Source organism: Nonomuraea sp. NPDC004702 (assembly GCF_053601695.1).
In genome coordinates this window covers 160,376-175,923 of sequence record NZ_JBSGCE010000003.1, presented here as the reverse complement: position 1 = coordinate 175,923, position 15,548 = coordinate 160,376, and the positions used below count along the sequence as shown (strand labels likewise).

16 protein-coding genes are annotated in these 15,548 nt (G+C 74.9%); 15 read left to right on the top strand and 1 reads right to left on the bottom strand.

Going from position 1 to position 15,548, the window contains the following annotated elements:
• Positions 1–53 precede the first annotated feature (53 nt).
• Positions 54–452 (top strand): sensor histidine kinase, encoded by a 399-nt coding sequence (locus ACWEJ6_RS05765; protein WP_452421567.1) that lies wholly within the window; start codon positions 54–56, stop codon positions 450–452.
• Here the strand turns inward: ACWEJ6_RS05765 and ACWEJ6_RS05760 are convergent.
• The gene (locus ACWEJ6_RS05760; RefSeq protein WP_452421565.1) at positions 449–820 is read right to left on the bottom strand and encodes a YybH family protein; all 372 of its coding nucleotides are present in this window, start codon (positions 818–820) and stop codon (positions 449–451) included. The two genes, ACWEJ6_RS05765 and ACWEJ6_RS05760, sit on opposite strands and share 4 nt — an antisense overlap.
• 70 nt (positions 821–890) lie before the next feature.
• On the opposite strand from ACWEJ6_RS05760, the gene ACWEJ6_RS05755 reads away from it, so the two are divergent.
• The 14 genes from ACWEJ6_RS05755 to ACWEJ6_RS05690 all read left to right on the top strand — a co-directional run bounded on the left by ACWEJ6_RS05755 (position 891) and on the right by ACWEJ6_RS05690 (position 15,543).
• Entirely contained in the window at positions 891–2,300 is a 1,410-nt protein-coding gene (locus ACWEJ6_RS05755) for a LysR substrate-binding domain-containing protein (RefSeq protein WP_452421563.1), read from the top strand.
• A gap of 47 nt (positions 2,301–2,347) precedes the next feature.
• A complete protein-coding gene (locus ACWEJ6_RS05750) occupies positions 2,348–2,986 on the top strand; it encodes a TetR/AcrR family transcriptional regulator (protein WP_387675028.1) in 639 nt (212 codons plus the stop codon).
• A gap of 12 nt (positions 2,987–2,998) precedes the next feature.
• Positions 2,999–3,283, top strand: coding sequence for a DUF6204 family protein (locus ACWEJ6_RS05745; protein WP_358286809.1), 285 nt, complete (start codon positions 2,999–3,001; stop codon positions 3,281–3,283).
• Positions 3,284–3,310: 27 nt separating this feature from the next.
• On the top strand, positions 3,311–3,871 hold the full coding sequence (locus tag ACWEJ6_RS05740; RefSeq protein ID WP_358286808.1) for a helix-turn-helix domain-containing protein: 561 nt from the start codon (positions 3,311–3,313) through the stop codon (positions 3,869–3,871).
• Positions 3,872–3,891: 20 nt separating this feature from the next.
• The gene (locus ACWEJ6_RS05735; RefSeq protein WP_452421560.1) at positions 3,892–4,422 is read left to right on the top strand and encodes an N-acetyltransferase family protein; all 531 of its coding nucleotides are present in this window, start codon (positions 3,892–3,894) and stop codon (positions 4,420–4,422) included.
• A gap of 78 nt (positions 4,423–4,500) precedes the next feature.
• Positions 4,501–5,811 carry an alpha-amylase family protein gene (locus ACWEJ6_RS05730; protein WP_452421558.1) on the top strand — a complete coding sequence of 437 codons (1,311 nt, stop codon included), beginning with the start codon at positions 4,501–4,503 and terminating at the stop codon, positions 5,809–5,811.
• Positions 5,812–5,986: 175 nt separating this feature from the next.
• Positions 5,987–6,631, top strand: coding sequence for a DNA/RNA non-specific endonuclease (locus ACWEJ6_RS05725; protein ID WP_452421557.1), 645 nt, complete (start codon positions 5,987–5,989; stop codon positions 6,629–6,631).
• 61 nt (positions 6,632–6,692) lie between these two features.
• Positions 6,693–7,286, top strand: coding sequence for a biotin transporter BioY (locus tag ACWEJ6_RS05720; protein ID WP_452421554.1), 594 nt, complete (start codon positions 6,693–6,695; stop codon positions 7,284–7,286).
• Entirely contained in the window at positions 7,286–8,626 is a 1,341-nt protein-coding gene (locus ACWEJ6_RS05715) for a class I adenylate-forming enzyme family protein (RefSeq protein WP_452421552.1), read from the top strand. The genes ACWEJ6_RS05720 and ACWEJ6_RS05715 overlap by 1 nt, the downstream gene beginning before the upstream one ends.
• A gap of 1 nt (position 8,627) precedes the next feature.
• A complete protein-coding gene (locus tag ACWEJ6_RS05710) occupies positions 8,628–9,752 on the top strand; it encodes a thiolase family protein (protein WP_452421550.1) in 1,125 nt (374 codons plus the stop codon).
• Entirely contained in the window at positions 9,749–10,423 is a 675-nt protein-coding gene (locus tag ACWEJ6_RS05705) for an energy-coupling factor ABC transporter ATP-binding protein (protein ID WP_387675053.1), read from the top strand. The genes ACWEJ6_RS05710 and ACWEJ6_RS05705 overlap by 4 nt, the downstream gene beginning before the upstream one ends.
• Positions 10,420–11,025 carry an energy-coupling factor transporter transmembrane component T family protein gene (locus ACWEJ6_RS05700; RefSeq protein WP_452421548.1) on the top strand — a complete coding sequence of 202 codons (606 nt, stop codon included), beginning with the start codon at positions 10,420–10,422 and terminating at the stop codon, positions 11,023–11,025. Before ACWEJ6_RS05705 ends, ACWEJ6_RS05700 begins: the two co-directional genes overlap by 4 nt.
• A 133-nt stretch (positions 11,026–11,158) precedes the next feature.
• Positions 11,159–13,417 (top strand): exo-alpha-sialidase, encoded by a 2,259-nt coding sequence (locus ACWEJ6_RS05695; RefSeq protein ID WP_452421546.1) that lies wholly within the window; start codon positions 11,159–11,161, stop codon positions 13,415–13,417.
• A gap of 86 nt (positions 13,418–13,503) precedes the next feature.
• Positions 13,504–15,543, top strand: coding sequence for a prolyl oligopeptidase family serine peptidase (locus ACWEJ6_RS05690; RefSeq protein WP_452421544.1), 2,040 nt, complete (start codon positions 13,504–13,506; stop codon positions 15,541–15,543).
• The last annotated feature ends 5 nt before the right edge of the window (positions 15,544–15,548 follow it).

The window sequence follows — 15,548 nt, the reverse complement described above, 5'->3', positions numbered from 1 at the left end:
ATGCTCAGGGCAGTCCCACCCGTTCAAGGGGAAGGGCGTCCGGAGGAGATGCGATGACGGGCATCATGGACAAGGCCAGGCCGGCTCTGGCCGGCGAGCTGGAGAGCCTGTGCGGCCGGTGGTCCGAGCGCACGGGGATCACCGTGGAGATCTGGGCGCTGCCCGCCGGTCCCGTGGCGGCGGCGTGGCGGCGGGCCGTGCTGGCGGTCGCGGAGGAGGCGCTGGCCAACGTCGAGGCCCACAGCGGCGCGAGCACCGCCTCGCTCGCCGTGACCGCCGGGCCCCAGGGCCTGCGCCTGACGATCAGCGACAACGGCCGCGGCTTCGCCTCCACGGCTCCGGGCGGCGGCGTCGGCCGGATGCGCGCGGCGTTCGCCGAGCTGGGCGGGCGCCTGTCGGTGCGCGGCGTGCCCGGCGAGGGCACCACCGTCAGCGGCGCCGTCCCGGCCTAGGCGCGCTCGCCGGGCTGGACGAACTCGGGCTGGTCGAGGACACGCAGCCAGCTCCCGTCGGGCTGGCGCCGCACGACCTGGGCGCGGGCGCCCGTGCCGTCCTTGGGCGGGGTCGAGGTGAGGGCGAGGTCGCCGCTGACCAGCGTCGGCAGCGGCTGCTCCGGCTCGAAGCGCGGGCGGCCGGCCAGCACCTTCTCCCACAGCTCCTGGATGGCGGCCCGTCCGACGGTGCGGCTGCCGGGCGGGTAGGCCAGCACGGCGTCCTCCTCGTAGAGCGCGGCGACGCCGGCCGCGTCGCCGGCGTTGGAACGCTCGACGAACAGGCGGGTGATGTCCTCGGGCTGCATGGCCTTCTCGTATGCGGTCATGGTGCCAGCCTGCCGACTTCCGCTCCAGAAGTCCAACAGATGATTGTGATGGGTAGTACAATCTGAGGTTATGGAACTGAGGCAGCTGGAGTACTTCGTCGCGGTGGCCGAGGAGCGCAGTTTCACCCGCGCGGCCGAGCGGGTGCACATCAGCCAGTCGGGCGTCAGCGCCCAGATCCGGCAGCTCGAACGCGAGCTCGGCGCCGAGTTGTTCGACCGGTCGGCCCGGGTGGCCACGCTCACCGTCGCGGGCAAGGCGGCGCTCGAACACGCCCGCGCCGCGCTGGCCGCCGCCGGCGCGGTGGGTCAGGCGGTGGGCGAGGTGACCGACCTCATCCGCGGCACGCTGACGGTCGGCATGGTGCTCGGCTGCACGGTCACGCCCCTGTTCGACGCGCTGGCCGCCTTCCGCCGGGCGCATCCGGGCGTGGAGCTGTCCCTGCTGGAGGACAACTCCGACAAGCTGGTGGAGGGGGTCCGTGGCGGCGCGCTCGACCTGGCGCTCATCGGCGTCGCGAACGGCGTTCCCGAGGGCCTGGAGGCGCTGACGATCGTCAGCGAGCGGCTGGTCGCGGCCGTCCCGCCGGAGCATCCGCTGGCCCGGAGGGGCCGGATCGCCCTGCGCGACCTGCGCGAGCAGGCGATCGTGTGCATGCCGCGCGGCACGGGGCTGCGGGCGGTGTTCGACGAGGCGTGCGCGGCCCAGGGGCTGCGGCCGCCGATCGCGCTGCAGGCCGGCGCCGCCGACGCCATCGCCGGCCTGGCCGCCCGCGGCCTCGGGGTGGCGATTCTCAGCGAGTCGATGGCCGCGCTCCACCGCGACCGGCTCACGGCGCTGCTCATCGACGACGTGCGGACGCCCGCGCTGCTCGCGCTGGTGTGGCGGGAGGGCGGCGGCCCGGCGGTGCGGGCGCTCGTGCCGCACGCCCGCCGCGCGTTCGCCGGCGGCCTCGACGGTGAGCCCGATGCCGATCACGATGGCGAGCCCGATTTCTGTCAGCCTTCCCTTGACACAGAGGGCCGTCAAGGGAAGGCTGACAGCATGATGACACGCAACGAGAGCACCCGGGAGATGACGCCCGTCGAGCAGCTGGCGACGAGGTGTTCGTTCTGCGGCAAGCCGCACGAGGAGGCCAGGAAGCTCGTCGCCGGGCCCGGCGTCTACATCTGCGACGCCTGCATCGACCTGAGCCAGCAGATCGTCCACGCCGAGCTCCGCAAGGCGCCGGCCGGCGACGGCGGGCGCGTCCACTGGGGCCCCGCCCCGGACGACAAGTACGTGACCGGCATGTCCGACGACGACGTGCTGGCCTCCCTGCCCCGCCAGGCCCTCACCCTTGAGCAGGCCGAACGCGACCTGCGCGCCTGGGTGGCCATCCTCCGCACCCGCAACGTGACGTGGGCCAGGATCGGCGAGGCCCTGGGCATCACCCGCCAGGCGGCGTGGGACCGGTTCGCCGCCGACGTCGAATCCCGATGACGGCTCCAAAACTGCAATCCATTTCATTTTTGCAGTAGAGTCCTGTCATGACCGAAGGGCTTCGCGAGCGCAAGAAGCGCAAGACCCGCCGGCACCTCTCCGACGTGGCGATCGGGCTGTTCGTCGACCGCGGCTTCGACCAGGTCACGATCGCCGAGATCGCCGCGGCGGCGGAGGTGTCGGTGAACACGCTCTACAACTACTTCACCGCCAAGGAAGATCTCGTGCTGCCGCCCGAGGAGGCCTCGCCGCAGCGGCTCGCCGACATCGTGCGCGAGCGCCCGCCGGGCGTGTCGGCGGCGCGGGCGGTGCTGGGCCGCCTGCGCGAGGAGGTGCGCGGGCGCGAGCGCAGCCTGGGGCTGACGGCCGGGTTCGGCCAGGTGCTGGAGATGATGCTGGCCGCTCCCACGCTGCGGGCGCGCCTGGAGGAGCTGGGCCGGCAGATGACCGACGCGCTCGCCGACGCGCTCGCCGAGGAGACGGGGGCCGAGCCGGGCGATCCGCTGCCGCGGGCCGTCGCCTGGCAGATCGGCTGCCTGCACTCGCTGGTGTACGCCGAGGTCGGCAGGCGGGTGGCCGCCGGGCAGGGGCCCGATGCCATCGCCGAGGCCGTGCTGGAGCTGCTGGACGTGACCGAGGGCCTGCTCGGCGAGCCCTTGCTGACCTATGCCGTACGGGAGGGCTGAGCGTTGTTCCGGGTGACCATCCGCGGGAAGTTCGACGGGATCGACGAGGAGGGGCGGGCCGCCGTGCTGGCGGCGCACGACACGGCGTTCACCGAGGCGGGCACGTTCACCCACGACGGCACCGTGTCGGCGTTCACCTTCCGCTGCCAGGTGCCCGCCGGGCCGGACGACGGTGAGCACGAGGCCACCGGGCGGGCGGTCGCGGCGCTGGAGGCGTACGGGGTGCCGTACCGGGTGCTGCAGGTCGCGGTGACCGACATGCGGGACATCAGGATCCGCCGGAAGGGTCGCCGCTGATCCCGCATCTGGGATATCGTCCCGAATATGGGACAGGATCTGGACGAGCGGCTGGCCGGGCGGCTCGCCGAGCTGCGGGTCGAGCGCGACTGGTCGCTCGACGACTTGGCCGGGCGCGCCGGGATCAGCCGTTCGACGTTGTCCCGGCTGGAGCGCGGCGAGATCAGCCCCACCGCCGCCTTGCTCAACAAGCTCTGCGCGGTCTACGGGCGCACGATGTCGCGCCTGCTGGCCGAGGTGGAGCCGGAGCCCGCGCAGGTGGTGCGGGCGGCGTCCCAGGCGGTGTGGCGGGACGAGAGCTCGGGCTTCGAGCGACGTTCCGTCTCGCCGCCGCACCCCGGGCTGCGCGGCGAGGTCGTCGAAGGGCGGCTGCGGCCGGGCGCGGACATCGCCTACGACGAGCCGCCGGTTCCCGGGCTCGAACAGCACGTCTGGGTGCTGGAGGGCGTCGTGGAGATCACCGCCGACGGCCGCGTCCATCGGCTGGAGGCGGGCGACTGCCTGCGGTTCCGCCTGTGGGGGCGGTCGCGCTTCCGCTGCCCGGGGCCCTCGCCGGTCCGTTACGCCCTGGTCGTCGTCCTGCCGTGAGCACCCGAAGGAGCCCTCTCGTGCACACCGTCACCCGCATGTCCGCGCAGGAGTTCGCCGGCAGCGTCGAGGAGCTGGCCGTGCTGCTGGCCGACGCCGTCGACGGCGGCGCCTCGGTCGGCTTCCTCAAGCCGTTCGGCCCGGAGGAGGCCGCGGCCTGGTGGCGGGGGCAGGCGGCGGCGGTGGCCGAGGGCGGCATGGCGGTGTGGGCCTGCCGCGACGCCGACGGCTTCCTGGCCGGCACGGTCAGCCTGGTCCTTGCCCGCAAGCCCAACTCGCGGCACCGGGCCGAGCTGGTCAAGCTCCTGGTGCACCGCAAGGCGCGCGGGCGCGGCCTGTCCCGCCTCCTGCTGGCCGCCGCCGAGGACGGCGCCGTCGCGGCCGGGGCCGGCCTGCTGGTGCTCGACACCGAGACCGGCAGCGCCGCCGAGCACGTCTACCGCACCGGCGGCTGGACCCGCTACGGCGTCGTGCCCGGCTACGCCGGCGCCCCCGACGGCACGCTGCTCGACTGCAGCTTCTTCTACAAGCGCCTCACGGCCGGCGCGTGAGCCGGTCGGGACCCCGGCGGGCGGCTCCCGGCGGGGCCCCGCCTAGAATGAGCGTCGGATCTTCATCGGGGGGTTGACGTGCCGTCCTGGGCAGAGCAGGCGATCTTCTGGCACGTCTACCCGCTGGGCTTCCTGGGCGCCGAGCGGGCCGCCGAGCGGGCCGCCGTGCCGCGGGTCACCCACCGGCTCGCGGGCCTGACGCCGTGGCTCGACCACGCCGCCGCGCTCGGCGCCGACGGGCTGCAGCTCGGCCCCATCTTCGCCGCCGAGACCCACGGCTACGACACCCTCGACCACTTCCGCGTCGATCCGCGCCTGGGCGACGACGGCGACTTCGACGCGCTGGTGTCGGCCGCCCACGAACGCGGGCTGCGGGTGCTCCTCGACGGCGTCTTCAACCACGTGGGCCAGGGTTTCCCGCGCTTCCAGCAGGCCCTGCGCGAGGGGCCGGGCTCGGCGGCCGCGCGCTGGTTCCGGCTGCGCTGGCCGGCCGGCGGCGGCGCTCCCGCGCACGACGACTTCGAGGGGCACCAGTCGCTGGTCGCGCTCGACCACGCGGAGCCGGCCGTCGCCGAGCACGTCGCGGCGGTGATGGCGCACTGGCTCGACCGCGGCGCCGACGGCTGGCGGCTGGACGCCGCCTACGCCGTGCCGCCGGAGTTCTGGGCACGGGTGCTGCCTCAGGTGCGCCGCGGGCGGCCCGAGGCGTACGTGGTGGGGGAGGTCATCCACGGCGACTACGCCGCGTTCGTGGCCGAGACCGGCGTGGACGCGGTCACCCAGTACGAGCTGTGGAAGGCGATCTGGAGCTCGCTCAACGACCGCAACGCCTTCGAGCTGGCCTGGGCGCTCAAGCGCCACACCGCGTTCGCGGAGTCCTTCGCGCCGATGACGTTCGTCGGCAACCACGACGTCACCCGCCTGGCCAGCCGCCTGGCCGACGAGCGCCACCTGCCGCACGCCCTGGCCGTGCTGATGACGGTCGCCGGCACGCCCTCGCTGTACGCCGGCGACGAGTACGCCCTGCGCGGCGTCAAGGAGGAGCGCGAGGGCGGCGACGACGCCGTGCGCCCGGCCTTCCCCGCCTCCCCGCTGGAGATGCCGCCGACCGGCCTGCCGGTCCTCGACCTGCACAAGCGGCTCGTCGCGGTGCGCCGCCGCCACCGGTGGCTGTCCCGTGCCCACACCACCGACCTGGTCCTGTCCAACCAGCTCTACGCCTACGAGAGCCGCTCCGGCGATCACGCGCTGGCCGTGGCGCTGAGCACCGCCGACGAGCCGTCGCAGGTCACGCTGCCCTTCTCCGGGAGCCTCGCCGCCGGCGACGGCGTCCTGGACGGCTCGCTGCTGACCCTGCCCCCGCACGGCTGGGCCGTCGTCGAACCCTGAACAGGGCGACCTACCTGTAATCACTACGAACAGTAGCGTTCTGGCAACGTTCCGCTACAACGTCGTCGGGGCATCACTATCGCGACAAAGCCGACGCGCTCGCCGACAGGGCGGAGCAACCCGCCGACGCGGGCCCGTCGTGCGTCCCCCGCGAGAGGACTGCCTTCTCATGCCCATGACCCGGCTCCCCCCTGTCCTGTGCGCCGCCGCGCTGGCGGCCGCCACCCTGACGGCCCCCGCCCAGGCGGCCGGTCCCAGCACCGGCACCGACGCCGCCGCCTGCATCCGGCACCTGGCCAAGAACCACACCTACAAGGACGGTTCCCGCACCTACACCACCGACGACGCCGGACGGCCCGCCCGGGCCCTGGCCCCCCAATTGGCCAGGAAGGCGGCCCCGCGCAGCGGGTGCGAGGCCACCGTCGGCAACTGGGGCGGCAGCGGCGACTGGCAGGGCGGCCATCTCATCGCCTCCTCCTTCTCCGGCGCCAGCCTGCGCTACAACCTGGTCCCCATGCGCGGCAGGCAGATCAACCAGGGCCTGATGCTCCGCGTCGAGAACGGCGCCCGCGCCTGCCTGGAGACCAAGGGCGGCGCGGTGGCCGACTACCGCGTCGAGGTGCACTATCCCGACGGCACGACGGTGATCCCCGACCGCATCCACGTCTCCATGGCGGCGACGATCTCCGGGGTGTCCCGGCGGGTCACGGTGACCTTCCCGAACGCCACCCTGTCGGCCCGCGAGCTGGACTCCTGGCACACGAAGATCACCAACGCGTTCCGGACGGCGCACTGCATGAGCGCCTCTGACAAGGCGTAGCCGCCGGTGTTGTGGGAACCCTGCATGCGGGATCGACCCGATCTGGTGTGGGATCGTCCTCATGACGAACGCAGGAAGACGGCGGCGGTTCCCCACCGGTGACCTGGCCAGGATCGCGGTGTTCGCCGCGCTGATCGCGGTGCTGGGCGCGCCGGGGGCGGTCAACGTTCTCGGCAACGCGGTGCCGATCACTCTCCAGACGCTCGGCGTCATGCTGGCCGGGGCCATCCTCGGCAGCCGGCGGGGGGCGCTGGCGGTGGTCGTGCTGCTGGTGCTGGTCGCGGCCGGGCTGCCGCTGCTGGCGGGCGGGCGCGGCGGGCTCGGCGTGTTCACCGCCGCCTCCGCCGGGTTCCTGCTCGGCTGGGTCCCGGGGGCCGCGGTCACCGGGCTGCTGGTGGAGCGGGCGGGCCGGACGCCGAGCGTCCTGCGGCTGCTGGTGGCGTGCGCGGTGGGCGGGATCGGGGTGGTCTACCTGATCGGCGTCCCGGTGCAGGCGCTGGTCACCGGGCTGCCGCTCACCAAGGCGCTGGCCCTCAGCGCGGTGTTCCTGCCGGGCGACGCGCTCAAGGCGGTGGTGGCCGCGCTGGTGGCCAGGGGCACGCAGCGTGCCTATCCCGACGCCGTGCCGGCCGTCCACCGCGAACGGGTGCGCTGATGCCGGTCGCCGAGCACGTCCTGCGGCACGCCGCCGACGGCCCGTCCCGGGTCGCGCTGCGCGGCCCGGGCGGCCGGCTGACCTACGGCGAGCTGGCCGGACGCGTCCAGGGCGGCGCGCGGCAGCTGCGCGGGCGCGGCGAGCTGGCCGCCATCGCCCTTCATGACCCGGTCGAGCTGCTGATCGCGGTGCTGGCGGCCGATCTGGCGGGGGTGACGCCGCTGGTGGGCGACCCGGCGTGGAGCGCGGAGCGGTGGGCGCGGGTGGCCGGGGCGGCCGGCGCCGACCTGCGGGTCGAGGAGCCGCTGCCGTCCGCGCCGGGCGCGCCCCTCGTGCCCGACCCCCGTCCCGGCGACCGGGCGTGGGCGTGCTTCACCTCCGGCAGCACGGGCCGGCCGCGCGCGGTCGCGCGCACCCGCGCGTCCTGGACGCGTTCCTTCCCGCACCTGACCGAGCTGACCGGCATCGGCCCGGCCGACGTCGTCCTGGTGCCCGGCCCGCTGGTCTCCTCCCTGTACGCCTTCGCCGCCGTGCACACGCTGGCCGTCGGCGCGACCGCCGTCGTGCCGGGCGGGCGGCCCACGGCGGCGTCGCTGCGCGCGGCGACCGCGATCCACCTGGTGCCCCACCGGCTGCCCGAGGTGCTGGAGCAGGCGCCCCGCCTGCGGACGGCCGTCGTCGGCGGCGCGGCGCTGAGCGGGCAGGCCCGGGACCTGGCCCAGCGGGCGGGGGTGCGGGTGATGTCCTACTACGGCGCGACCGAGCTGTCGTTCGTGGCCTTCGACCCCGACGGGGACGGGCTGCGGGCCTTTCCTGAGGTCGAGATCGAGGTGAGGGCCGAGCCGGGGCGCACGCTGGGCGAGGTGTGGGCGCGCTCGCCGTGGCTGGCCGACGGCTATCTGGGCGGCGCGAGGGGTCCGCTGCGCCGCGACGGCGCGGGCTGGATGACGGTCGGCGACCTGGCCGAGCCGTACCGGGCCGGGCAGGTGCTGCGGGTGCGCGGGCGCGGCGACGGCGCGATCCAGACCGGCGGCGCGACCGTCGTGCCCGAGGACGTCGAGGCGGTGCTGCGGAACGTGCCGGGGGTGGGGGACATCGTGGTGATCGGGTCGCCGCACCCGTCGCTCGGCTCGGTGGTGACCGCGGTGGTCGAGGGCGCCTCGCCGCCGCCGCGCGCGCTGCTGGAGGCCGTCGCGCGCAGCGGGCTGGACGTGGCGCAGCGACCCCGCCGCTGGTACGCCGTCCCCGCCCTGCCGCGCACCGGGTCGGGCAAGCCGGCCCGCGGCCTGGTGGCCGACCGGCTGGCCGGCGGCGACCCCGAGCTCCGGAGGCTGGTCTGAGGTGGGCGGACGACCCGTCGTCGTGGCGGCCCGCCGTACGCCGATCGGCACGGCCGGGCACGCCTTCAAGGACGTGACCGTCGACCGGCTGGCCGCCCCCGTCATCGAGGCGGTGGCCGCCGAGGCCGGCCGGCCGGTGGACGACGTGGTGCTCGGCAACTGCATGGGCCCCGGCGGGAACGTGGCCCGGGTCTCGGCGCTGGCCGCCGGGCTCGGCCACGGCGTGCCCGGCCTGACCGTCGACCGGCAGTGCGGCAGCGGGCTGGCCGCGATCCTGGTGGCCGGGCAGGCGGTGGCCGCGGGGGAGATGGACCTGGTGATCGCCGGGGGAGCCGAGAGCGCCTCGACCGCGCCGCTGCGCACGCCGCGGGGCGCGGACCGTCCCTACGACCGGGCGCCCTTCGCCCCCGAGGGCCATCCCGACCCCGACATGGGCCCGGCCGCCGAGGCCCTGGCCGGCGCGTACGGCATCAGCCGCGCCCGCCAGGACGACTACGCCCGCCTCAGCCACGCCAAGGCGCTGGCCGCCCGCGCGGCGGGCGCCTTCGACCAGGAGATCGTGCCGGTCGGCGGCCGGTCGGAGGACCAGCGTCCCAGGGCGCTGCGGGCGGCGTCGCTGGCCCGGTTGCCCGCGGCGTTCGTGCCGGGCGGTACAGTGACCGCCGGTAATTCCTCCCCGGTCAGCGACGGCGCGGCCGCCGTGGCGCTGGCCCCCGAGCGGGCCGGCCTGCCGGGGTTGCGGCTGTTGGCCGGGTCCGTCGTCGGGTGCGATCCGGCGCTGCCCGGATGGGGGCCGGTGCCCGCGGTCCGCCGGGTGCTGGCACGTGCGGGGGTGGACATGGGACGGGTGGCCGCGGTGGAGATCGTGGAGGCGTTCGCAGCGCAGGTGCTGGCCGTCACCGACGCGCTCGGCCTCGACCCGCTGGAGGCCGACCGCGACCGGGTGTGCGCCGGCGGCGGCGCACTGGCGCTCGGCCATCCGTGGGGCGCGACTGGCGCGGTGGTGGTGACCAGGCTCTTCTCCAGGCTGGTACGGGCCGGGGCGCCCGCGGGCACGCTGGGGCTGGCGGCCGCGGCGGTGGGCGGCGGGCTGGGCGTGGCCGCGCTGTTCGAGGTGGTCGCGTGATCGAGTTCGCCGACGTGCACGTCCGGCTCGGCACCCGCGACGTGCTGCGCGGCGTCACCGCGAGCCTGACCGAGCGCCGGGTGGGCGTGGTCGGCGCGAACGGCTCGGGCAAGAGCACGCTGGCCCGGCTGATCAACGGCCTGGCGGTGCCCACCTCGGGCGAGGTCACCGTGCTCGGCCTGGACACCCGCCGGCAGGCCGCGCGGATCAGGCGGCGGGTGGGGTTCCTGTTCACCGACCCCGACGCGCAGATCGTCATGCCGACCGTGGCCGAGGACGTCGCCTTCTCCCTGCGCCGCAAGGGCCTGCCGCGCGAGGAGGTCGAGCGCCGGGTGCACGACGTGCTGGCCCGGCACGGCCTGGACGGGCACGCCGACCATCCCGCCCACCACCTGTCCGGCGGCCAGAAGCAGTTGCTGGCCCTGTGCGCGGTCATGGTGCTCGAACCCGACATCCTGGTCATGGACGAGCCCACGACGCTGCTCGACCTGCGCCATTCGCGGCAGGTGGCCGCGTTGTTGCGGGAGATGCCGCAGCAGGTGGTGGCGGTGACGCACGACCTGCCGCTGCTGGCCGGGTTCGACCGGGTGCTGGTGCTGGACGAGGGCCGGGTGGTCGCCGACGGCACGCCGGCCGAGGCGATCGGCCACTACACCGAGCTGATGGCGTGAACGGGCTCACCGGGGCGTACGTGCCGGGCGGCTCGTGGCTGCACCGGCTGCCGCCCGGGGTCAAGCTGGCGGGGCTGGCGGTGTCGTGCACGGCGCTGGTGCTGGTGCGGCCGCCGGTGGCGCTGGCGGGGGCGGCGGTCGTGGCGGCGGCGCTGTACGCGTCGGCGCGGGTCGGGGGGCGGGCGGCGTGGGCGCAGGTGCGGCCGGTGCGCTGGTTCGCGGTCATGCTGTTCGTGCTGCAACTGGTGTTCGCGGACCTGGACGCGGCGGTGTCCTCGACGTTGCGGGTGGTGCTGGCCGTGGCGCTGGCGGGGCTGGTGACGCTCACCACGCGGACGGCCGACATGCTGGCGGCGCTGGAGCGCGTCCTGTCGCCGGTCAGGTTCGTGGGGCTGGACCCGTTCCGGCTGTCGTTGCTGCTCTCGCTCACCGTGCGCAGCGTGCCGGTGGTGGCCTCGCTGGCGGTGCGGATCCGGGAGGCGCAGCGGGCGCGGGGGGTCGAGCGCAGTGTGCGGGGCTTCGCGGTGCCGCTGGTGGTGGGCGCTCTGCGGCACGCGGACGCGCTGGGCGAGGCGCTGTCGGCCCGCGGGCTCGACGACTGACCCCCACTTCATCACAAAGCGGACATAAGGCAGTTACAACTTACACCTCCACTTTTGGTCAAATATAGCCTTCTTGCGTAAATAAACGACAAAACGGACGTCGATCGTTCGTTGCGCAAGGAGTCCTTCCCCCGTGCTGCCCACCAGAGCGCTGCTCGCCGCCTGCCTGCTGGCCCCCCTTCCCGTCGTCCTCCAGGGGACGGCGCACGCGGCCGCGTACTGCTCGATTCCCGACACGCCCGCCCTCACCGCCCAGGAGTCGGGGCCGCGTGAGGGCTACCTGGCCGGATCGGGCAGCGACGCCTTCGTGGACTGGGTCTACCCCAGCCCGCGCCCGGCGGCCAAGGAGCCGACGGCGGCCCAGCGCCGCGACTACGCCGGCTTCCCCAACCTCACCGCGATCGACGTGGTCAGGCCCGACGGCACGCCCGGCCAGAAGCTGATCGCCACCTGGTCCACCAACGTGGACGCGGTCATGGCCCAGACCAGCGGCATGGCCGTCTCCGACGACGGCGGCCTGACCTTCGGCCCGGCGCGCGGCACGCCGCTGCGCGAGGCGCCGGTGCAGTTGCACGACGGCCGCCTGTTCGGCACCGCCTACTACCTGTCGAAGGTCGACGCCCGCACCAACGAGCTGGACGTGCACACCTCCAGCGACCTCGGCCAGACCTGGGACACCGCCAAGGCCACCTTCACCAGCCCGGACGAGCTGGTCGGCGGCGGCGTGGCGCACGGCGTGCCGATCCAGCTGGCCGACGGGACCGTCCTGGTGACCGTCTACGCCCGCTACACCGCCACCGGCGGGAAGAACCAGGCCGAGCTGTACGCCAGCGCCGACGGCGGCCGGACCTTCGCCCGCCGCGGCGTCATCGCCCGCCCGGCCGGCGAGGCGACGTACAACGAGACGGCCGTCGAGCAGACCGCCGACGGCAGCCTGCTGGCGGTCCTGCGCAAGGACGGCGGCACCTACTCCACGCTGGCCTGGAGCCGTTCGACCGACGAGGGCCGCACCTGGTCGGCGGTGCGCGACCTGCAGCTGTCCGGCCAGAGCTGCACGGTGCGCGGCGTGGCCCCGCGCCTGCTGCTCATGCCCAACGGCGTGCTGGTGCTCAGCGCGGGCCGTCCGGACGACTGGCTGGCGATCTCCCCCGACGGCCGCGGCGACTCCTGGACGCAGCAGCGCGTGACCTACCACAACCGCGACGGCGTCTACGACACGCACGGCTCGTCCGGCTACACGGCGCTGGCCGCCGTCGGCGCCAACCGGCTGGTCCAGCTCTTCGACAACTGCAAGCTGCCCGGCGTCAAGGCCGACGGCACGCTGAACGAGACCGCCTGCCCGGCGAGCGGCAGGTTCGAGAACGGCGGCTGGTACGCCGTCAAGCGCCGCCACCTGGACGTCCTGGCCCCCGGCGCGGGCCGGATCGACCTGGCCGCCAAGCAGCGCGCCGGCGAGCTGACCGTCGAGACGAACATGACCTGGGCCGACGCCCGGCGGCCGCGGGTGCGCCCCGACGGCGCCTTCGACGGCAGCACCGCGTACTGGTCCAGCGCCGTCTCCCAGGGCCCCGGCGAGTACGTCCTGCACCTGGACCGCGAGCAGACCTTCAACCGGATCGGCCTCAGCCTGCGCCCGGGACACCCGGCCTCGGCCAGCGTCTACGTCTCCAAGGACGGCGCCGACTGGGGCCGCCCGGTGGCCACGGTCACCGGGCGCACCGACTACGCGCTGCGCCACCAGCCGGTGAACGCCACCGGCCGGCACGTCAGGATCGTCGTCGAGGCCACGCCGGACTGCGACGCCGAGATCGGCCCGAGCTGCGCGATGCTCAACGAGATCGAGCTCCACTCCACGACCGACACCTTCGACAACGACCCGATCTGGCTGCGCCCGCGCGGCTACCAGAGCCTGTCGGCGGCGTGGGTGTCGCCGTACGAGGTGGGCGCCGACCGCGCGCTGACCCTGTCCGACAAGTCCACCACCCTGATGGCCAAGGCCGCCCGCACCACGACGGCGGGCGCCCGCAAGACCCTGGAGTTCCGCTACAAGCCGGTCAGCGTGACCAACTCCTTCCTGTTCACGGTGACCAGCGGGACGACGTCGGCCTACCACCTGAGCATCAGCAGGGCCGGCGCGATCAGCCGCTACGACGCCGCCACCAAGAAGTGGACGACCCTGGCCCCCGCCGGGACGGTCGGCGAGGGCTGGACCAGGATCCGCCTGGAGGCCACCACCTCCTCCGCCACCCTGTACGCCGGTGACCGGCAGATCGCCACGCTGCCCCGCACGGCCGCCGTCACCTCGATGGACGGCTACGCCTTCAGCAGCGCGGGCACCGCTCCGACCGGCGACGAGGCGCTGTTCGACGACGTGCGGTTCGAGGACCGCTGACCTCGCGCGGCGGCGCGGGAGCGTGCCCGCGCCGCCACCTTGGCCTGCCTTGCGCCGCCTCGACGGGCCGTGCCTATGATCGCGCCATGCCTCCCCTGACGCTTCCCCGCCAGCACGCCCGCACGGCTCGCTTCACCTACGGCGTCCCGCGGAACTTCACGATCTCCCCGGACGGCGCGCGAGTGATCTTCCTGCGGTCGTCCTCGGGCGAGGACCCGGTGCACCGGCTGTGGTCGTTCACCGTGGCCACGGGGGAGGAGCGCCTGCTGGCCGAGCCGGGCGCGCCCGTGCCCGGCGCGCGGCTGTCGGAGGCCGAGCGCGCCCGCCGGGAGCGCACCCGTGAGCACGCCTCGGGCATCGTCGCCTACGCCACCGACGCGGCCGTCACCAAGGCCGTCTACGCGGCCGACGGCGCGCTGCACACCGTCGACCTGCTGACCGGCGAGGTGACCGCGCTCGGCCTGACCGGCTCCGACCCGCGGCTGGACCCCACCGGCGAGCACGTCGCGTTCGTCTCCGGCGGCGCGCTGCACGTGGGGGAGCGGCCGCTGCTGGTGCCCGACGGCACCGACGTGACGTGGGGGCTGCCCGAGCACGTGGCGGGCGAGTCGATGGGCCGTCACCGCGGCTACTGGTGGGCGCCCGACGGCACCCGCCTGCTGGCCGCCCGGGTGGACAACGCCGCGGTGCAGAAGTGGTGCCTGGCCGAGCCGGCCGAGCCCGGCCGGCCGCCGCGGACCATGGCCTACCCGCCGGCCGGCACGGCCAACGCCGACGTGTCGTTGTGGCTGGTCACGCTGGAGGGCCGGCGCACCCGGGTGGTGTGGGACCGCGCGGCCTTCGAGTACGTGGCGGCGGTGTCGTGGACCGGCCAGGGCCTGCTGGTGCTGGTGCAGAGCCGCGACCAGCGCACCACCCGCGTCCTGGAGGTCGATCCGGCCACCGGGGCGACCACGCCGGTGCGCGAGGACACCGACGACGCCTGGCTGGAGCTGGTGCCCGGCGTGCCGTCGCGCACGGCCGCGGGCGAGCTGGTCTGGACGGTCGACCGCGACGACACCCGCCGCCTGATGGTGGGCCAGGACGTGGTGACCCCGCCCGGCCTGCAGGTGCTGGCGGTGCTGGCCGTCGACGGCGACACCGTGCTCCTCCACTGCTGCGAGGAGCCCACCGAGCGGCACCTGTGGACCTGGTCCAGGGCCGAGGGCCTGGTCAGGGTGACCGCCGAGCCCGGCGTGCACACCGGCACGCGCGCGGGCGGGGCGACGGTCGTGGTGCGCCGCTCCCTGGAGGAGCACGGGGTGCGGGTGAGCGTGGGCGGCCGGACGATCGCCTCCCACGGCGCGGTCCCGGTGCTGCGGCCGCAGGTGGAGCTGGTGTCGCTGGGCAAGCGCGACCTGCGCACGGCGGTCCTGTTCCCGTCCGGGCACGTGCCGGGGTCGGGGCGATTGCCGGTGTTGTTGTCGCCGTACGCCGGGCCGACGGCGGCGCGGGTGCTGCGCGGCCTGGACGGCTTCGCGATCGAGCAGTGGTTCGCCGACCAGGGCTTCGCCGTGCTGGTGACCGACGGCCGGGGCACGCCGGGCCGGGGGCCGGCCTGGGAGCGCGCGGTCCGGTTCGACAAGCTGAGCGCCGCGCTGGAGGACCAGGCCGACGCGCTGCAGGCCGCCGCCGCCCGCCATCCCGACCTGGACCTGGGCCGGGTGGCGATCCGCGGCTGGTCCTACGGCGGTTACCTGTCGGCGGCGGCGGTGCTGCGTCATCCCGACGTCTTCCACGTGGCCGTCGCGGGCGCCCCGGTGACCGATCCCCGCCTGTACGACACCCATTGGCAGGAGCGTTACCTGGGCCATCCCGACGAGCATCCCGAGGCCTACGACCGCTGCTCGCTGCTGGCCGACGCGCCCGGCCTGAGCCGTCCGCTGATGCTGGTGCACGGCCTGGCCGACGACAACGTCTTCGCCGCCCACACGCTGCGCCTGTCGGCGGCGCTGCTGGCCGCGGGCCGTCCGCACACCGTGCTGCCACTGAGCGGCGTGACGCACATGGCCCCCCAGGAGGACGTGGCCGAGAACCTGCTGCTGCTGGAGCTGGACTTCATCCGCCACCACCTATCCCAGGTTTGACTTAT

Coding starts and splice junctions, on each gene's coding strand:
- ACWEJ6_RS05690 (WP_452421544.1), top strand. CDS start 13,504: ATGCCTCCCCTGACGCTTCCCCGCCAGCACGCCCGCACGGCTCGCTTC.
- ACWEJ6_RS05765 (WP_452421567.1), top strand. CDS start 54: ATGACGGGCATCATGGACAAGGCCAGGCCGGCTCTGGCCGGCGAGCTG.
- ACWEJ6_RS05715 (WP_452421552.1), top strand. CDS start 7,286: ATGCCGGTCGCCGAGCACGTCCTGCGGCACGCCGCCGACGGCCCGTCC.
- ACWEJ6_RS05720 (WP_452421554.1), top strand. CDS start 6,693: ATGACGAACGCAGGAAGACGGCGGCGGTTCCCCACCGGTGACCTGGCC.
- ACWEJ6_RS05725 (WP_452421557.1), top strand. CDS start 5,987: ATGACCCGGCTCCCCCCTGTCCTGTGCGCCGCCGCGCTGGCGGCCGCC.
- ACWEJ6_RS05740 (WP_358286808.1), top strand. CDS start 3,311: ATGGGACAGGATCTGGACGAGCGGCTGGCCGGGCGGCTCGCCGAGCTG.
- ACWEJ6_RS05750 (WP_387675028.1), top strand. CDS start 2,348: ATGACCGAAGGGCTTCGCGAGCGCAAGAAGCGCAAGACCCGCCGGCAC.
- ACWEJ6_RS05760 (WP_452421565.1), bottom strand. CDS start 820: ATGACCGCATACGAGAAGGCCATGCAGCCCGAGGACATCACCCGCCTG.
- ACWEJ6_RS05755 (WP_452421563.1), top strand. CDS start 891: ATGGAACTGAGGCAGCTGGAGTACTTCGTCGCGGTGGCCGAGGAGCGC.